Source organism: Sphingobium sp. TomTYG46 (genome assembly GCF_055396345.1).
The window spans coordinates 1679238-1695397 of the sequence record NZ_AP027324.1 but is presented as its reverse complement, the minus strand read 5'-3'; the positions used below and the strand labels follow the sequence as shown (position 1 = coordinate 1695397).

The following is a 16160-nucleotide window of genomic DNA, read 5'->3' as shown; positions in this document are numbered from 1 at the left end:
ATGAACATGCTTTCCAGCCTGAAGGCACTGCTCTTTTCCTCGGCGTCGCCGGGCACGGCTGCGTCGCAGCCTACCGCACCGGGCGAAACGGCGGACTTCGCCGCGCTGCTCAATGGCACCATGGCTAAAGAGACTGTTGCGTCTCCAGCCCTGCCGGAGATTGACGGGCCGGATGCCGCGGTCGCCGTGCCCGAGATTTCCGGCGTCGAGGGACAGGATGCTGCCACCACCGCCCCAATTCTTCCTATGAACATCGGTCAGCCAGAGGCCGCGCCCGAGCATGGCCATGTGCCGCACGGGCTTGCCATAGCGGTTGCCGCTGGCAAGGATTTGCCGTCATCATTGCCGCCCGGCCGAGTGCTGGGTCTCATCAAGCAGGCTGCTGATGCGCCAGTCGATGAGCAGGCACCGGTCGAGCCTGCCGGTCTCCCCGTGCAGCCTGAGGCAGGCTTGCCGAACGAAGCGCCCATTCAGCCTGACGCCGCATCGCCGGAACAACCGGAACAAGTGGCCGAACCCCTTCACTTGCCCAAGCCGCGCCCGGACATCCGTAAGGACGACGTTGCGCCGGAAGTGGTCAGTCCGGTAGTACAGGACGCTCCTCCGGCCCCCACAAAATCTTCGCGCAAGGAAAAGGCGAAGACTGAACTGCCGCAGCAGGATGCCGTTACTGTGGCGCCAGCGCCGCAACCCGTCGCGGCGGCTGCGGATGTCCCGCCGGTTGTTTCGGTGCCACTCGCCGCAGAACAGGTGTCGGCGGACAACCCGCAAGCCACCGCCGCCATGTCAAACATGACCGCGATGACGGGGGCGATGCCACCGCCGCCGAAAGGCCGCTCGCCGCTGCCGCCCGAACCTGAAGGGATCGCTCCTGACAAGCGGGCCGCACGCAGCGAGGGCGAGGTCCCGTCAGCGGTTTCCGATGCACCCGTTGCGACTGCCGGAAACGAAAGCCCGGCGCCCGAACTCACCGTGGCAGCAGCGCCGGTTCTCAATGGCAAGCCAGTGAAGGCAGAAGCGATCTCCCTGCTGCAAATCGTGCGTGAACAGGTGGCCGCGCGCCAGACTGGCGCATCCGTGCGGGTTGGCGAACAGGTTTCGGCCGCCGCTCATGCCAAAGCCGATGCGTCGGCTCGTCCTGTTGACACGGCGTTCGATCCCTCCATCCTTCCACCGCCCTCCGACGCAGCTCCGGCTGTCCCTGCCGCCTCTGCGCCGCAGGGCACCACGCCGTCCTTGCCAATCGCTTCGCCATCGCCTGACCTGTCCGCCAGCCTTGGCACCCAGGTCGTCGATATGGGCGTATCGGGCCAGTGGATCGACGGGCTCGCCCGCGACATCGCTAGGCTGTCCGCCAATGGCGCGCAGGGCCGCTTCCAGATCGATACACACCATCTGGGCGCCGTGCAGGTGGACATCCGCCATGATACGGATGGCGCGGCTGTCAGCCTGACGGTTGCCAGCGAGGCGGCGGAAATGGCCTTGCGCCAGGATAGCGACCGGCTGAAGCTCGACGCAGGGCTGGCCGCCGTGCGCATCGCCGAAGTGAAGGTCGAACGCGCGCCCGCGGTCGCCGAAGCGCATCGCGCCGAAACGGCCAATCAGTCCTCGTCTCAGCAGCAGCAACAGTCGCAGCAGGGCTCTCAAACGTCCGCCTGGGCGCAGAATAGTGGCCAGAATATGGGCCAGCCCCAGGGTCAGCAAAATCGCTGGCAGGGGCGCGAAAATAACGGCTTTGGCCCTAAAGGCTCCGGCGATCCTGCCGTTCTTAACCATGCAGACGCGCAGCCTGCCGCCCATGACAGGGCGCGCGCGCGGTACGCATAGGATTTAAGGATATTCGGGGGACCGGCAGATGAGCGACGAGGCGAAGGCGAAGAAGAAAAAGGGCGGGGGCAAGAAGATGATCCTCCTCGTCGCCGCCGCGCTCGTTCTGGGTGGCGCGGGAACGGCTGGCGGGCTTTATGCCGCCGGTTTCTTCAGCGCCAAGGAAGAAGGCCCGAAGGAAGACCCCAACAAGCCTGTCCTCGTCCTCGCGGGCGAGAGCGCCGAGGAAATCGCCAAGGCCCATGGCATGGCTGGCGGCGAAGGGCACGGTGAAGGCGGCGGCGGCGGCGGCGGCGGTAGCACGCATGCGCCCGCGCATCCGGGCAAGGGCATCGATCTGCCCACGCCCGCCAATCCGGCGGCCTATCAGGCGACCTATTTCCAGTTGCAGGCGCCCTTCACCTCCAACATGGCGGACACGGACGCCTTCGCCCAGATTTCCGTCGCTGTATCGACCTATTACGACCTGCGCGTGATCGAGGCGATCAAGACCCACGAGATGGCGATTCGCAGCCAGGTTCTGATGATGCTCGCGCAGCAGCCAGAAACGATGCTGGCGACGCCGGAGGGCAAGCGCCAGCTCCAGGGGCGCATAAAGGGCGTCATAAACGATATTTTGAAGCAAAAGACGGGTTATGGCGGCATAGATAACGTTTATTTTACCAATTTCGTTATTCAATAGGGGTGCCTGAAAGGTCGGGAAGTCCCCCGTCCACTAGGGCAGGGGACTATCATGACCGACGTTCAGACCTACGCCCTCGGGCGCGGGGAATCGCAGACACCACAGCTGCTGTCCGGACTAGACCGGCTGGGCGAAAAGCTCGGCCGACGTTTGCGTGCCTTGATCGAGCCGATTTCCGGAGTGCGGCCGCACATCGCGATGCTTGACGCGCGGGTGCTCGATTTCGGCGAATGGTCGGCGGAAGTGCCCGCCTTTTCCAGCATCGGCGTTTATCGCATCACCCCGCTGAAAGGGCAGATGCTGCTGCGCATGGACGCGGCCATGATCTCGACGCTGGTGGATTGCTTCTATGGCGGCCCCGGCAATCGCCCGCTGCCTGCACGCGGCGAGTTCACGCCGACCGAAGACCGCCTGATTAGCCGCATTTCCGAAGGCGTGATCGGGCGTCTCGTCGAAAGCTGGACTGATATTCTGCCACTGGAAATTGGCCTCATCATCCGTGAAGCGGGCATCGGCTTCGCGTCGGCCGCGCAGCCTGGCGAACAGATGGTGCTGCAACGCTTCATGCTCAGCATCGCGCGCGATCAGGAATGGCCGATCGACCTGCTGTTTCCGCTGTCGTCGCTACGCGCGGTGGAGCCGCTCATGGGCGCCAAGGCCACCGTTGATGAAGAACGCATCGATCCCGTATGGCAGGCGCGCATCGCCAACCGCATGCGCGACATCCGCCTGCCCGCGCGTACCGTGCTGGCGCGCCCCAACCTCTCGCTCGCCGACCTCATGCAGTTGAAGACCGGCGACATCATTCCAGTCAACATCAGCCGCAGCCTGCCACTGATCGTGGGCGACCGCATCGTCGCCCATGGATCGATCGGCGAGCAGGACGGCCGCGCCGCATTCCAGATCGAAAAGATAGCACAGGGACCTGAACAATGAGTGACATGAGCGACGCGCCCCGGATCGAGGGTCTTGGTGAAGAAGGGCTGAGCCGGATGGCCAATAACCGGCAGTTCCGCCTGCTGGCGGACATTCCCGTCCGCATGTCGGTGGAGGTGGGTTCCACTTCGCTGCGTCTGGCGGAGGTCATGGACCTGGCCGAGGGCAGCATTGTCGAACTGGACCGCCAGGCCGACGACCTGCTCGACATCATGGTCAACGGCGCCCTGATCGCGAAGGGTGAGGTGGTGACCGTGAACGGCCGCTACGGCATCCGCATCGTCGATATCGCCGCCGCCGAAAGCCGTCTGGCCGGGGTCGAACGGCGCGGCTGATCGCGCTCAATGCCTTTTTCTCTTGCTGCGCGCCGATCTTTCTGATTCGGAAAGGCAATTAACCATGATAGCGGACCGCGCCCCATGTTCTGGTACTTCGTCAAACTGCTGATCCTCCTGCCGCTGGTCGGCGGCATGGCATTCGGCGCGCTCTGGCTGTGGCGCAAATATCAGCCCGGCCTGATGGTCGGGCAGGATGGCCGGTCCCTGAAGATGCTGGAGGCGCTGCCGCTCGGCACATTCGGCAAGCTCGCCGTCGTCGAGTTTGAGGGCAAGAAGATCCTGCTGTCCGTCACCCGCGGCCGGATCGAAAAGATCGCGGAAGGCGACCCATATCGTGCGCGCTAGGGCGCTGCTCATTGGTGGGCTGGCGCTGACGGTTGGCCTATTGCTGGCCGAGCCCGCCCTCGCGCAGGCGGTCGCACAGGCCGCACCCGCAGCGCCGGTCGATAATGGCGGCGCTCTGACCAAGGCCATGGGCGCGATTTCGGGCGACGGCCGTTCGCTGTCGCTATCGCTGCAAATCCTCGTCCTCATGAGCCTGCTGTCGGTTCTGCCGTCGCTCGTGCTCATGATGACCAGCTTCACCCGCATCATCATCGTCCTGTCGCTGCTGCGCCAGGCGCTGGGGTTGCAGCAGACGCCGCCCAACCAGGTGCTGGTGGGGCTGTCGCTCTTCCTCTCCCTCTTTGTGATGCGCCCCGCGATCGATCAGATCAACGCGCAAGCCTTCGACCCCTATGGCAAGGGCCAGATCAGTATTGAGGAAGCGGTCGGCCGCTCCGGCAAGGTGCTGCACGGCTTTATGACCAAGCAGACGCGCGAGACGGACCTCAAGCTGTTCGCCAACCTCGCCGAAGCGCCCGCCTTCCGCTCGCCCGCCGATATTCCCTTCTCGATCCTGCTGCCCGCCTTCGTGACGTCGGAACTGAAGACGGCGTTCCAGATCGGCTTCATGATCTTTCTGCCCTTTCTCATCATCGATCTTGTGGTTGCCTCCACGCTGATGGCGCTCGGCATGATGATGTTGTCGCCCACGATCATCTCCATGCCGTTCAAGCTGCTGCTGTTCGTGCTGGTGGACGGCTGGGCGCTGACCATGGGGTCGCTGGCTGGGTCGTTCGCGACGTGATGGGATTTTTGCGCCCACGGAGCGGGGAGTAGGCGTCATGGACAACGCCGACTTCTTCATGGGTCTGGCCCAACAAGCGCTCTGGATCACGGCGCTTGCAGCCGCCCCGATCCTGATCCCCGCGCTGATCGCGGGCGTCCTCATCGGCATGGTGCAGGCGGCGACCTCCATCAACGAACAGACGCTGAGCTTCATTCCCAAGATCATCGTCGTCGGCGCGATGCTGGTGCTGTTCGGTGGGTCGATCCTGGTCCTGATCGCCGATTTCACCCGAGAAATATTCGAACGCATCCCGGACCTGCTGCAATGATCGCGCCGGGCTTCGCGAATGTGGAGACGCAGCTCTGGATCTGGCTGATCGCCATGATCCGTCCGGGCGCGGCCTTCATCGCGGCGCCCGTGTTCGGCGCGCCTTCCGTGCCGCTGCCGCTGCGCTTCATCCTTTCCCTCGCGCTTGGCATGGCCGCGCTCAACAGCGTCACGATCCAGCTGCCGCAGGACGGTGTAGCCAGCTTCGCAGGCGTGATGCTGGTCATGGGCGAGGTGCTGGCCGGACTCGCCATGGGATTCGCGGTGCAGATCGGCTACGCCGCCGCCTTTGTCGCGGGGGAGACGATCGGCAACGCCATGGGCCTCAACTTCGCGGCCATGGTCGATCCCTCCTCGGGCCAGCACACGCAGGCGATCGGTACGTTCCTGTCGATCCTCGCCACCTTCCTGCTGCTCGGCATGGACGGCCACCTGATGCTCGCCAGCTTCGTCGTGCAAAGCTACAAGGCGTTGCCGCCGGGTGACGCGATGCTGAGCAATGACGCGGTCTGGCATCTCGTCCAGTTTGGCGGATCGCTGCTCGGCGCAGGCGTCACCGTCGCGCTGCCGGTCGGCTTCGCGCTGATCATGGTGCAGATCATCATGGGCATGCTCGCCCGCAGCGCGCCCTCGCTCAACCTGTTCGCCGTAGGCATGCCGGTCGCCGTCATGGCTGGCCTGATCCTGCTCGCCATCGCCGCGCCGGTGATGGGCGAGGGGCTGACCGCCGCGCTCAAGGCCGGGCTGGATCAGGCCCAGTCGATATCGGAGGGCCGCTGATATGTCAGGCGGTAATGGCGGCGGCGAAAAGACCGAGAAACCGACCCAAAAGAAATTGCAGGACGCCGCCAAGAAGGGCGACATCCTCCAGTCGAAGGAACTGGCGACCGCGCTTGTCGTGATGGCCGGGATCGGCTGGATCGCGGTGACGGGACCGTCCGTCGTCGAATCGCTGTCGCAGATGCTGATCGAGGCGCTGCGCTTCCGCCGCGAGGACATTACCGATTTCGCGCCTGCCGCGCGCGGCATGAGCTTGCTCACCGGCATCGCTTTGCCGGTCGGCGGCATATTGCTGGCGACGACGCTCGCGGCGATTGCGGGACCGGCGATCCTGGGCTCCCTCGGCTTCCGCCCCGGCGCCTTCGCGCCCAAGGCGTCGAAGCTCAATCCAGCAGCGGGCCTCAAGCGCATCTTCGGCATGCAGGGCCTCATCGAACTGATGAAATCGGTCGCCAAGGTCGCGCTGCTCGGCTCCATCGGCGTGTGGCTGATCTGGGACCGGCTGACCGCGATCATCGGCCTTGGCTCGTCGGGCCTCGCCCCGGCCATGTCGGAGCTTGGCAACATGTTTATCATGACCTGCCTCGTCATGGCGGGCGGCCTGTTCCTGATTGCGGGCATCGACGTCCCGGCGCAGATCATGCAGCGGTCCAAGCGACTCGGCATGAGCAAGCAGGACATCAAGGACGAGCATAAGGAAAGCGAAGGCTCGCCGGAGCTGAAAGGGCATATCCGCCGCCGCCAGTTCGAGGTGCTGAGCGGATCGACGCGCCAGGCGGTGGCCGAAGCCAGCGTGATCATCACCAACCCGACCCACTTCGCCGTCGCCCTGCGCTACAAGCCGGGGCAGGACGCCGCGCCGGTCGTGGTCGCCAAGGGATGCGACGCGATCGCCGCCGCCATTCGCGAGCTGGCTGACCAGAATGGCGTCACGGTGCTGCAATATCCCGACCTCGCCCGCGCCATCTACTTCACCTCGCGCGCCGGGCAGATCGTCAATGAAGGGCTGTACATGGCGGTCGCGACCGTCCTCGCCTTCGTCTTCCGCGTGGAAAACCGGATGGCGAGCGAGATCGATCGGCCCTTCATCAGCGTGCCCGACGATCTACGCTTCGACGCCGATGGCCAGAAGCTTTAGAAAAAAATCGGCACGGTGAACTAAATCTTAGGCATTGCTGGCCGTAATATATTCATGGGGACGCATTAGGATGGTGCGTCATGAACGAATATGTTTCGCGGAGCGACTTAACGCAGGTTGATCGGGTGTCATCCCGAACGCCTTCGGCCGTGCCCGCAGTCCAGCCGATTGCAGCGCAGCAGGGCGTCGATCCGCATGCGGGCAAGCCCCAAAGCGGCGATCCGCACCCCACTCTGTCCGAAGATGATCTCGCCAGCGCGGCGGAATATGCCAAGGTGCATGCCCGCGTGGCTGACATCCTCGCGCAACTGCGATCGGCCTCGGTCGGACCCACGGTTGAAGGGGCGGAGGCCGAAATTCAATCGCTGCTGCCCGCGCCGATGATCCTGGTGCCCTTGCCGCCTGCATCGAAGGAAGTGGTCGAAAGCGCCGTCACCTTGGGCAAACGCATCGCCGAACAGGCAAGCTATGCCCATGCCGCGCAGGCGCATCTGCGCCGTGGCACGGTGGATCAGCTGCTTTCAATCGACGGTTGAGGAAAGATCGCCGCGCGCGATCTTCCTTCGCCCGTGAAAATCATTCCTAAAGGTCTTCATCCTAGAGCCGTTCTCATCCTCGAAAGGACGGACGATGACCTCGGTAAGCAGCAGCATTTCAACAGCGCTCGGCATTGGGTCCGGCATCGACACCGGAGCGCTGGTCACCAGCCTGGTGAGCGCCGCCCGCGACCCGAAGCAAAAGGTCATCACCGATCGCCAGAGCACCAACAATGCAAGGATTTCGGCGCTCGCATCGGCCTCCGGTTCGCTCGACACTTTTGCCAACGCGCTGAACAGTCTGCTCGCCGGAACGGGTTTCGCGGGTTCGCCCGCCTCGAATGATCCCAGCATCGCCGCGGTAAGCCTGCTGCCGGGTGGCGTGCCAAAGCTGCCGGCGCAGCTTCAGGTCCAGCAGCTTGCCTCTGCGCAGACGATTGCGTCCGCGCCCGTTTCCGGCGCAACCGCCGCCACCGTGCTTGGCGCGGGCAGCTTCTCGCTGACAGTCGGTAGCGGCGCCGCCGTCCCCATCACGCTCGGCGCCGGTGCGACCTATGCCGATCTTGCCGCAGCGATCAACGCAGCCGGGACAAGCGTCAGCGCCAGCGTCATCACCGACAATCAGGGCACGCGCCTGGTGATGAAGGGCGCCACGGGCGACGCGAACAGCTTTACCTTCACCAACACATCTTCGCCTGCAAACGCGGCGCTCGACGCCTTCACGTGGGATGGCGCGACCGGCGGGATGACGCGTCAGGTTCAGGCCAAGGATTCGATCATCTTTCTGGACGGCGTCGAGCAGCATTACAGCAGCAACACGATCGACACCGCCATCGCCAACCTGCGCATCGACCTGAACAAGGCCGCGCCGGGCACCAACGTCACGCTGGCTACGACCGAGCCGACCACGTCGATGCGCGACCTGATGGTCGAGTTCATCGACGCCTATAATACGCTGATGAAGGCGCTGAATACCGCCACCGCGGCCGGGGGCAATTCGTCGAGCGCGGGCGCCTTGAACGGCGAGGCATCGATCCGCGACATGAAGCGGCAGTTGTCGCAGATGACGTCGGCCGTGCTCGCGCCCACCGGAACCTACACGACGCTGTCGTCCATCGGTGTCAGCACCAATCGGGACGGCACGCTGAAGCTGGACACCGCCGCGCTCGACAAGGCGCTTCTCGCCGACCCCGCCGGAATCACCCAGATGCTGAACCCGGCGGTCAAGTCGGACACGAAGCCCGGCCTTGCCGGTCTGATGGACAGCGTGCGCGACAAGATCCAGCAAACGGACGGGCCGCTGGTCACGGCGAAGAGCAAATATGAAAAGCTGGGCGAGGCGCTGACCGCGCAGCTGGAAAAGCTGAACGACCAGATGACCGACTATCAGGCGCAGCTTTCGAAGGTTTATTCGGAGATGGACAAGCGTCTGGCGGCCTTCAAGGCGACGCAGAACTATCTGGAACAGCAGGTCGCCATGTGGACCAAGAGCGATAATTGATAACAGGGGTCAGGTAAGATGTTCTACTCTCAACAGGGCTATGCAGGCAATCGCGCGGCGCGCGGCTATGCGGCCGTGCATTCGGGCAGCCGGATCGAAGGCGCCACGCCCCATGCTTTGGTGAAGGTGCTGTTCGACGAACTGCTGATCGCCCTTGAAGCGACCGCGCTTGCGGAGCGCAACAATGATCGCCTGAAGGTTTCCGACAAACAGGCCCGCGCCATGTCGATCCTGATCGCGCTCGAATCCAGCCTCGACTTCGACAAGGGCGGCGACATCGCCATGGGCCTCGCCCAAATCTACCGCGAAGCGCGCCGCCTGCTGCTGCTCAGCGCCAAGGAACGTTCTGCCGATCATGCCGAGCAGGCCCGCGACATCATCGCGGAGATTGCCGACGCCTGGAACCAGATCGGCTGACTATTTTTGTAATGTCCGTCATCCCGGCGGAAAGCTGGGATCTTGTGAGGCGGCGCCGTGCACTTGCGACCGAGATCCCCTAAGTTCACGGAACAAGTGCAACACCTGCTAGGATGGTGTTGCGATGGGAGACGATCACGGCCAGCTCAGCCTTGAGGAGCGGATCGAGATATACCGGCTGCATGCAGCCGGTATATCTCGAAGAGCCATAGCGGTGCATCTGGGGCGCGCGGCGTCCACGATCAGCCGCGAGCTGCGGCGCAACAGCGTCAGAACAAAGGTTTGGCCTGGTGGCTACGAGCCTGTTCGCGCCCAGCATCTTGCCGAGCGGCGGCGGCGCTGGGACTGCCGCTTCAAGCTGGAACGCCAACCGGACCTGCGCGATCTGGTGAGGACCCGCCTTGCGATGGGATGGTCCCCCGAACAGATCGTCGGTCGGCTGACGCGCGAGCATGGTCGCACCCTCATCAGCCATGAGTCAATCTACCGCTTCATCTACCACCGCTCGGCGCAGAAGGATTATTGGCATCGCCTGCTCCCTCGCGCCAAGCACAGGCGCGGTCGCCATGCCCGTTTCGGCGGCAGCATGATCGACATCATCAAGCATCGCCGCCCCTTGAGCGAACGGCCCCTTGAGGCTGATGACCGGCACAGCCCCGGTCATTGGGAAGCCGATTTCATGCTCTTCGCCCAATATGGCCACTCCATCCTGGTCGCTCATGAACGCGCTTCCCGCTTCATCATCATCCACAGGCCACAGGATCGAAAGGCCAGGCGAACCGCCAATCATCTCGCCGACATGCTCGACACACTACCGCGCCCCATGCGGCGGACCATCGCCTTCGACAACGGGCCCGAGTTCGCCCTACATCATCAACTCGCAAGGCAGACCGGCATCCAGACCTTCTTCTGCGATGTCCGGTCACCCTGGCAAAAAGGCGGCGTCGAAAATGCCATCGGACGCTTGCGGCGCACTCTGCCTCGCAAAACCAACCTCGACGCCATCGATCACGCCCTCATCCGACACGCCGCAGATCACTACAACCACACCCCAAGAAAATGCCTCGACTTCCTTACTCCCGCCGAGGCATTCTCCCACTTCAACTCAAATGTTGCACTTCAAACGTGAATCTACATCCCAGCGTCCGCTGGGATGACGCTTCTGGAATGGCTTGCACCACTCCAGCGCCCCTAGTATAGGCAGCGCTCGCAAAGGGCGGCCCGGCGGGGGCCGCCTTTTTGCGTTTTGAGACTTTTTACATCAGCCCCAGCGAAGGGAGGGCCACCATGTCGATTACGCCGCTCATGCCCGTTTACCCCCGGTGCGATGTCCGCCCGGTGCGAGGCGAGGGCTGCTACCTGATCGGCGAGCGTGGCGAACGTTATCTCGACTTCGCCAGCGGCATTGCGGTCAACCTGCTCGGCCATGGCCACCCGAAGCTGGTGAAGGCGATCGCGGATCAGGCCGCGACGCTGATGCACACGTCGAACCTCTACGGCATGCCGCTCGGCGAGAAGTTCGCGCAGCGGCTGGTCGATTCGACCTTCGCCGACACGGTCTTCTTCACCAATTCAGGCGCCGAGGCGGTCGAGTGCGCGATCAAGACCGCGCGCCGTTACCACTATGCCAATGGCGAGGCGCACCGCCACAAGATCATCAGCTTCGATAATGCCTTCCATGGGCGGACGCTGGGCACGATCTCCGCGACCAGTCAGCCCAAGATGCGTGACGGCTTCGAACCGCTGCTCCCCGGCTTCACCGTCGTGCCGTTCAACGATCTGGAAGCTGCCGCCGCCGCGGTCGATGACAATACCGCCGGTTTCCTCGTCGAAACCGTGCAGGGCGAAGGCGGCGTCACGCCCGCGACCCAAGAGTTCCTCGTCGGCCTGCGCAAGCTATGCGACGAAAAGGGCATGCTGCTGATCCTGGACGAAGTGCAGTGCGGCTATGCGCGCACCGGCACCTTCTTCGCCCACGAGCAATATGGCCTGAAGCCGGACATCATGGCCGTCGCCAAGGGCATCGGCGCGGGCTTCCCGCTCGGTGCCTGCCTCGCGACGGAAGAAGCAGCCAAAGGCATGGTGTTCGGCACCCATGGCTCCACCTATGGCGGCAATCCGCTCGCCATGGCGGTGGGCATGGCCGTGCTGGACGAAGTGCTGGGCGAAGGCTTCCTCGATCATGTGAACAGCATCGGCGCGCGCCTGCGTTCGGCGCTGGAGCAGCTCATCCCGAACCACGACATGTTCGAGGATGTGCGCGGCCTTGGCCTGATGCTCGGCGTCAAATTGAAGCACAGCAGCGACGCGCGCGATTTCGTGGCGCATCTGCGCGACGATCACGGACTGCTGGTGGTGTCGGCAGGACAGAATGTCGTCCGCATCCTGCCGCCGCTCATCATTGACGAAAGCCATGTCGCCGAATGCATCGAAAAGCTGTCCGCTGGCGCCCGCAGTTTCGCGGGGGCACAAGCGGCTTAGACACTAACCACCGTTCGCCCTGAGCCTGTCGAAGGGCTCTCCTTTCTTAAAAAGAAAAGGCTTCGACAGGCTCAGCCCGAACGGGTCGGAGGTTTGCTCCCTATGACCAGACATTTCCTGAATCTCTCCGACGCTGGCGCCAACGCGCTCGCCGCCATGCTGTCCGACGCCATCGATCGGAAAGCCGCGCGCAAGACCCTGCCAAAGGGGCAAGCCGACGCCGACGCGCCGCTCGCTGGCCATACGCTGGCGATGATCTTCGAAAAGAACAGCACCCGCACCCGCGTCAGTTTCGACATGGCGATCCGCCAGCTCGGCGGCACCTCGCTGATCCTCGATGGCGCGACCAGCCAGCTCGGCCGGGGCGAAACCGTGGCGGACACGGCCCGCGTGCTCAGCCGCATGTGCGACATGATCATGATCCGCACCGACGATCATGCCAAGATCGAGGAAATGGCCCGCTATGCCACCGTCCCGGTGATCAACGGCCTCACCGACCTGTCGCACCCCTGCCAGATCACGGCTGACCTGCTGACGCTGGTCGAACATGGCGTCGCCTTGCCCGGCAGCCAGTGGGCGTGGCTCGGCGACGGCAATAATGTCCTCCACTCGATCATCGAGGCGGCAGGCCTTTTCAAATTCGACGTCCGCATCGCCGTGCCTCAAGGCTATGAGCCCGATCACGCCTTCATCAAGGAGGCGCAGGCTTTGGGCGCTGGCATCACGCTCACCCGCGATCCCGTCGAGGCGGTCGCGGGGGCCGACGCGGTCGTCACCGACACATGGATTTCCATGGGTCAGGCGCATGCGGACGAAAAGCTGAAGGCGATGATGCCTTATCAGGTCACGCAAGACCTGATGGCAAAAGCAAAGCCCAGCGCGAAATTCCTGCACTGCCTGCCTGCCCATCGGGGCGAAGAGGTTGTGCCGGAAGTCATCGACGGCCCACAATCGCTGATCTGGGACGAAGCGGAAAACCGCATCCATGCGCAAAAATCCGTGCTGCTCTGGGCGGCGGGCCGTCTTGGTTGAGTTTGCCGAACATGTTCCTATCTAGCTGCGAACCGGCCGGGCGCTGACGCTCGGCCGCCGCTATATTCCCGCCCTGCACTGGGACTAACGGAGCTTGTCTTGAACGCATCCGATATCGATCAGGCCCTGGGCTTCACCATTCCATCGCGCCACGCGCGCGGGCGTATCCTTCGCCTTGGGCCGGTGCTGGACCAGGTGCTTGCCGCCCACGCCTATCCCCCGCCAGTCGAAAGGCTGCTTGCCTCCGCGCTCGTCCTCGCCGCGCTGCTCGGCTCGACGCTCAAGGACGCAGGTGGACAGCTGACGCTGCAAGCGCATAACGAACATGGCGTCGTCAGCCTGCTCGTCGCCGATTACAAGGGCGGCGAAGTGCGCGGCTATGCCAAGTTCGATGCCGATCGGTTGGCGGAGCTGGGGCCTGACCCGACGCTCTTCGGCCTGTTCGGCAAGGGCTATCTCGCCATCACCTTCGACCAGGCGGTGACCGGAGAGCGCTATCAGGGCATCGTCCCACTCGACGGCGATTCGCTCGCGCAGGCGGCCGAACATTATTTCTTCCAGTCCGAACAAATTCCCAGCGTCGTCCAGATTGCCGTGCGCCACGAAGCGGGGCAGGGCTGCTTTGCGGCGGGTATGCTGCTCCAGCATCTGCCCGAAGGCGAAGTGGGGCGCGAACGTCTCCACACGCGGCACGATCATCCCGAATGGGAACATGTTCAGGCGCTGGCCGTCACGCTCAGCGATAATGAACTCACAGACGAAGCACTGCCGCTGACCGATATCGTCTGGCGCCTGTTTCATGAGGAAGAGGTGGTGCGCGTCACTGACCCGATCGACCTGACCAAGGGCTGCCGCTGCGATCTGGCCCATATCCGCAGCGTGATCGGCCGTTTCCCCTCTGAAGAACGTGCCCATATGGCTGATGAAAACGGGGTCATTGGGGTAGATTGCGCCTTTTGTTCGCGTCTGTTTCCAGTTTCGCTGGACAGTTTCGCGCAAGGCTGACACGAATTTATTGCGACTTCGGAACAGGTTGGGGCGCTAGCGGGGGCTGGCGCTATCCACCCGCCGGATTTGGGTGCATGAAGGCCGTGCCGCCATGCACGCGGCGAGCCGCTCCGGAGTTCGGGATGAAATACGGGGGCTATCGAATGACGTCAGGTCTGCACGTCTTGAGCGCGGCTATTGCGATGCTGATCGCTGCATCACCGGTCGGGTCGCAGGCGCTTTCCGAAACGCCGCTAAGGGGCCTGGAACCGGGCGAATGGGAATTGCGCGAACGGCCGGAGGAAGGCGGGAAGGGCGATATACGCCGCATCTGCCTTGCCGATATTCGCCAGTTGATCCAGCTTCGCCATGGCCGCAACAACTGCAAAAGGCTGACGATCGATGAAAGCGCCAAACGGCTGACGGTCAGCTATGATTGCGCGGGGGCAGGGGGCGGGCGCACCGATCTGCGCTTCGAAACGTCCCGGCTGGTACAGATCCACTCTCAGGGGATTGCGGGCGGCGCGCCCTTTTCCTTCAGCATGGAAGGACGGCGCATCGGCGCCTGCCATTGACCGCACCGCTTGCGCCAGCGCGCGGGTGGCGGTAGCGGAGCGCCCATGATTGCCAATGATGGGAAAATCGCTGTCGTCCTGCTGTCGGGCGGGCTGGATTCGATGGTCGTGGGCGGCCTCGCGCGCGAGGCGGGCTATGAACTGGTCGCGCTGACGATTGATTATAATCAGCGGCATCGCGTCGAATTGAACGCGGCCGCGCGCATCGCCGCTGTTCTTGAGGTCCGGCGGCATATCGTCCTTCCGCTCGATCTCACCGCCTTTGGCGGATCGGCGCTGACCGCGGATATCGCGGTGCCCAAGGACGGGGTGGGACCGGGCATTCCCAACACCTATGTGCCCGCGCGCAACACCATCTTCCTGTCGCTGACGCTTGGCCTTGCCGAAGTGTCGGGCGCGAACGACATCTTCATCGGCGTCAACGCGCTCGACTATTCGGGTTATCCCGATTGCCGTCCCGAGTTCATCGACGCCTTCCAGAACATGGCGGCGCTCGCGACCAAGGCGGGGGTGGAAGGGCATCCCGTGCGGATCAACGCGCCGCTTCAGCATATGAGCAAGGCCGACATCGCGCGAGAGGCGAACCGGCTGGGGCTGGATGCCGGGATGAGCTGGTCCTGCTACGATCCCGCGCCGGGTGATCAGCATTGCGGGCTTTGCGACAGCTGCCGCCTTCGCTCCAGGGGTTTTGAGGAAGCGGGCCTGCCCGATCCAACCCGCTACGCAGCCAAGCCATAAAGGACACGCGGATGAGCTATGCCGTCAAGGAGATGTTCCTGACGCTTCAGGGCGAAGGCGTCCATAGCGGCCGCCGCGCCGTCTTCATGCGCTTTGCCGGGTGCAACCTCTGGACCGGCCGCGAAGAGGATCGGCGCAAGGCTGTGTGCCAGTTTTGCGACACTGATTTCGTCGGCACCGATGGTGACGGGGGTGGCAAGTTCGCCGATGCACAGGCGCTCGCCGACGCGGCGCTCGCCTTCTGGGGGACGGGCGAAGAAGGCCGCTACATCGTGATGACGGGCGGGGAGCCCATGTTGCAGGTCGATGACGCCCTGATCGACGCGCTCCATGCCCATGGCTTCACCATCGCCATCGAAAGCAACGGCACGATCGCGGCCCATCCCGGGATCGATTGGGTCTGCATCAGCCCCAAAGCAGGCAGCGACGTCGTGCAACGCAGCGGCAATGAACTGAAACTGGTCTGGCCGCAGCCGGGCAGGGGCCACAGCATCGCCGATGTGGAGGCGATGGAAGGCTGGGCTTTCGATAACCTGCTGATCCAGCCGCTCGACAGCGCGGAGGCGGCGGCGAACATGCAGGCGGCGATCGATCTGGTCATGGCGCGGCCGAAATGGCGGCTAAGCCTTCAATCGCATAAATATCTGGGGCTGCGCTGAGGAGCGCCGCCCCAACCCACCCTCTCCTCCGTTCGCCCTGAGCTTGTCGAAGGGCTCTACTTCTTGGAGGAAGTTAGGGGCTTCGACAGGCTCAG

At 63.8% G+C, this 16160-nt stretch carries 19 protein-coding genes; all 19 read left to right on the top strand.

All coding sequences use genetic code 11. The features are described 5' to 3' along the window. Positions 1–1827 carry a flagellar hook-length control protein FliK gene (locus ACZ5YV_RS08630; RefSeq protein WP_464787264.1) on the top strand — a complete coding sequence of 609 codons (1827 nt, stop codon included), beginning with the start codon at positions 1–3 and terminating at the stop codon, positions 1825–1827. Positions 1828–1855: 28 nt separating this feature from the next. Next, positions 1856–2509, top strand: a complete 654-nt coding sequence (locus tag ACZ5YV_RS08625) for a flagellar basal body-associated FliL family protein (RefSeq protein ID WP_464787263.1) — start codon at positions 1856–1858, stop codon at positions 2507–2509. A 51-nt stretch (positions 2510–2560) separates the two neighbouring features. Next, positions 2561–3445: a flagellar motor switch protein FliM gene (locus ACZ5YV_RS08620; protein WP_464787262.1), complete on the top strand. Its 885-nt coding sequence runs from the start codon at positions 2561–2563 to the stop codon at positions 3443–3445. Beyond that, positions 3442–3780: a flagellar motor switch protein FliN gene (fliN, locus tag ACZ5YV_RS08615; RefSeq protein ID WP_464787261.1), complete on the top strand. Its 339-nt coding sequence runs from the start codon at positions 3442–3444 to the stop codon at positions 3778–3780. Before ACZ5YV_RS08620 ends, fliN begins: the two co-directional genes overlap by 4 nt. 84 nt (positions 3781–3864) lie before the next feature. Further along, positions 3865–4128 (top strand): FliO/MopB family protein, encoded by a 264-nt coding sequence (locus ACZ5YV_RS08610; RefSeq protein WP_167302144.1) that lies wholly within the window; start codon positions 3865–3867, stop codon positions 4126–4128. Continuing rightward, entirely contained in the window at positions 4118–4912 is a 795-nt protein-coding gene (fliP, locus tag ACZ5YV_RS08605; protein WP_464787260.1) for a flagellar type III secretion system pore protein FliP, read from the top strand. The genes ACZ5YV_RS08610 and fliP overlap by 11 nt, the downstream gene beginning before the upstream one ends. 37 nt (positions 4913–4949) lie before the next feature. After that, positions 4950–5222: a flagellar biosynthesis protein FliQ gene (gene fliQ, locus ACZ5YV_RS08600; RefSeq protein WP_066527003.1), complete on the top strand. Its 273-nt coding sequence runs from the start codon at positions 4950–4952 to the stop codon at positions 5220–5222. Then, positions 5219–6001 (top strand): flagellar biosynthetic protein FliR, encoded by a 783-nt coding sequence (fliR, locus tag ACZ5YV_RS08595; protein ID WP_464787259.1) that lies wholly within the window; start codon positions 5219–5221, stop codon positions 5999–6001. Before fliQ ends, fliR begins: the two co-directional genes overlap by 4 nt. A gap of 1 nt (position 6002) precedes the next feature. Next, a complete protein-coding gene (gene flhB, locus ACZ5YV_RS08590; protein WP_464787258.1) occupies positions 6003–7139 on the top strand; it encodes a flagellar type III secretion system protein FlhB in 1137 nt (378 codons plus the stop codon). 80 nt (positions 7140–7219) lie between these two features. Continuing rightward, positions 7220–7675, top strand: a complete 456-nt coding sequence (locus ACZ5YV_RS08585; protein ID WP_464787257.1) for a hypothetical protein — start codon at positions 7220–7222, stop codon at positions 7673–7675. A 94-nt stretch (positions 7676–7769) separates the two neighbouring features. Next, a complete protein-coding gene (gene fliD, locus ACZ5YV_RS08580) occupies positions 7770–9176 on the top strand; it encodes a flagellar filament capping protein FliD (RefSeq protein ID WP_464787256.1) in 1407 nt (468 codons plus the stop codon). Between the two features lie 18 nt (positions 9177–9194). After that, positions 9195–9593 (top strand): flagellar export chaperone FliS, encoded by a 399-nt coding sequence (locus ACZ5YV_RS08575; protein WP_196224308.1) that lies wholly within the window; start codon positions 9195–9197, stop codon positions 9591–9593. Between the two features lie 124 nt (positions 9594–9717). Further along, positions 9718–10722: an IS30 family transposase gene (locus ACZ5YV_RS08570; RefSeq protein WP_464787255.1), complete on the top strand. Its 1005-nt coding sequence runs from the start codon at positions 9718–9720 to the stop codon at positions 10720–10722. 158 nt (positions 10723–10880) lie between these two features. Beyond that, positions 10881–12074, top strand: coding sequence for an acetylornithine transaminase (locus ACZ5YV_RS08565; protein ID WP_464787254.1), 1194 nt, complete (start codon positions 10881–10883; stop codon positions 12072–12074). 102 nt (positions 12075–12176) lie between these two features. Then, a complete protein-coding gene (gene argF / locus ACZ5YV_RS08560; RefSeq protein WP_464787253.1) occupies positions 12177–13106 on the top strand; it encodes an ornithine carbamoyltransferase in 930 nt (309 codons plus the stop codon). A 99-nt stretch (positions 13107–13205) separates the two neighbouring features. Further along, on the top strand, positions 13206–14111 hold the full coding sequence (gene hslO / locus ACZ5YV_RS08555; RefSeq protein ID WP_464787252.1) for an Hsp33 family molecular chaperone HslO: 906 nt from the start codon (positions 13206–13208) through the stop codon (positions 14109–14111). Positions 14112–14236: 125 nt separating this feature from the next. Next, a complete protein-coding gene (locus tag ACZ5YV_RS08550; protein ID WP_464787251.1) occupies positions 14237–14668 on the top strand; it encodes a DUF3617 domain-containing protein in 432 nt (143 codons plus the stop codon). 45 nt (positions 14669–14713) lie between these two features. After that, positions 14714–15406 (top strand): 7-cyano-7-deazaguanine synthase QueC, encoded by a 693-nt coding sequence (gene queC, locus ACZ5YV_RS08545; RefSeq protein WP_464787250.1) that lies wholly within the window; start codon positions 14714–14716, stop codon positions 15404–15406. Positions 15407–15417: 11 nt separating this feature from the next. Next, positions 15418–16065: a 7-carboxy-7-deazaguanine synthase gene (queE, locus tag ACZ5YV_RS08540; protein ID WP_464787249.1), complete on the top strand. Its 648-nt coding sequence runs from the start codon at positions 15418–15420 to the stop codon at positions 16063–16065. Positions 16066–16160 lie beyond the last annotated feature (95 nt).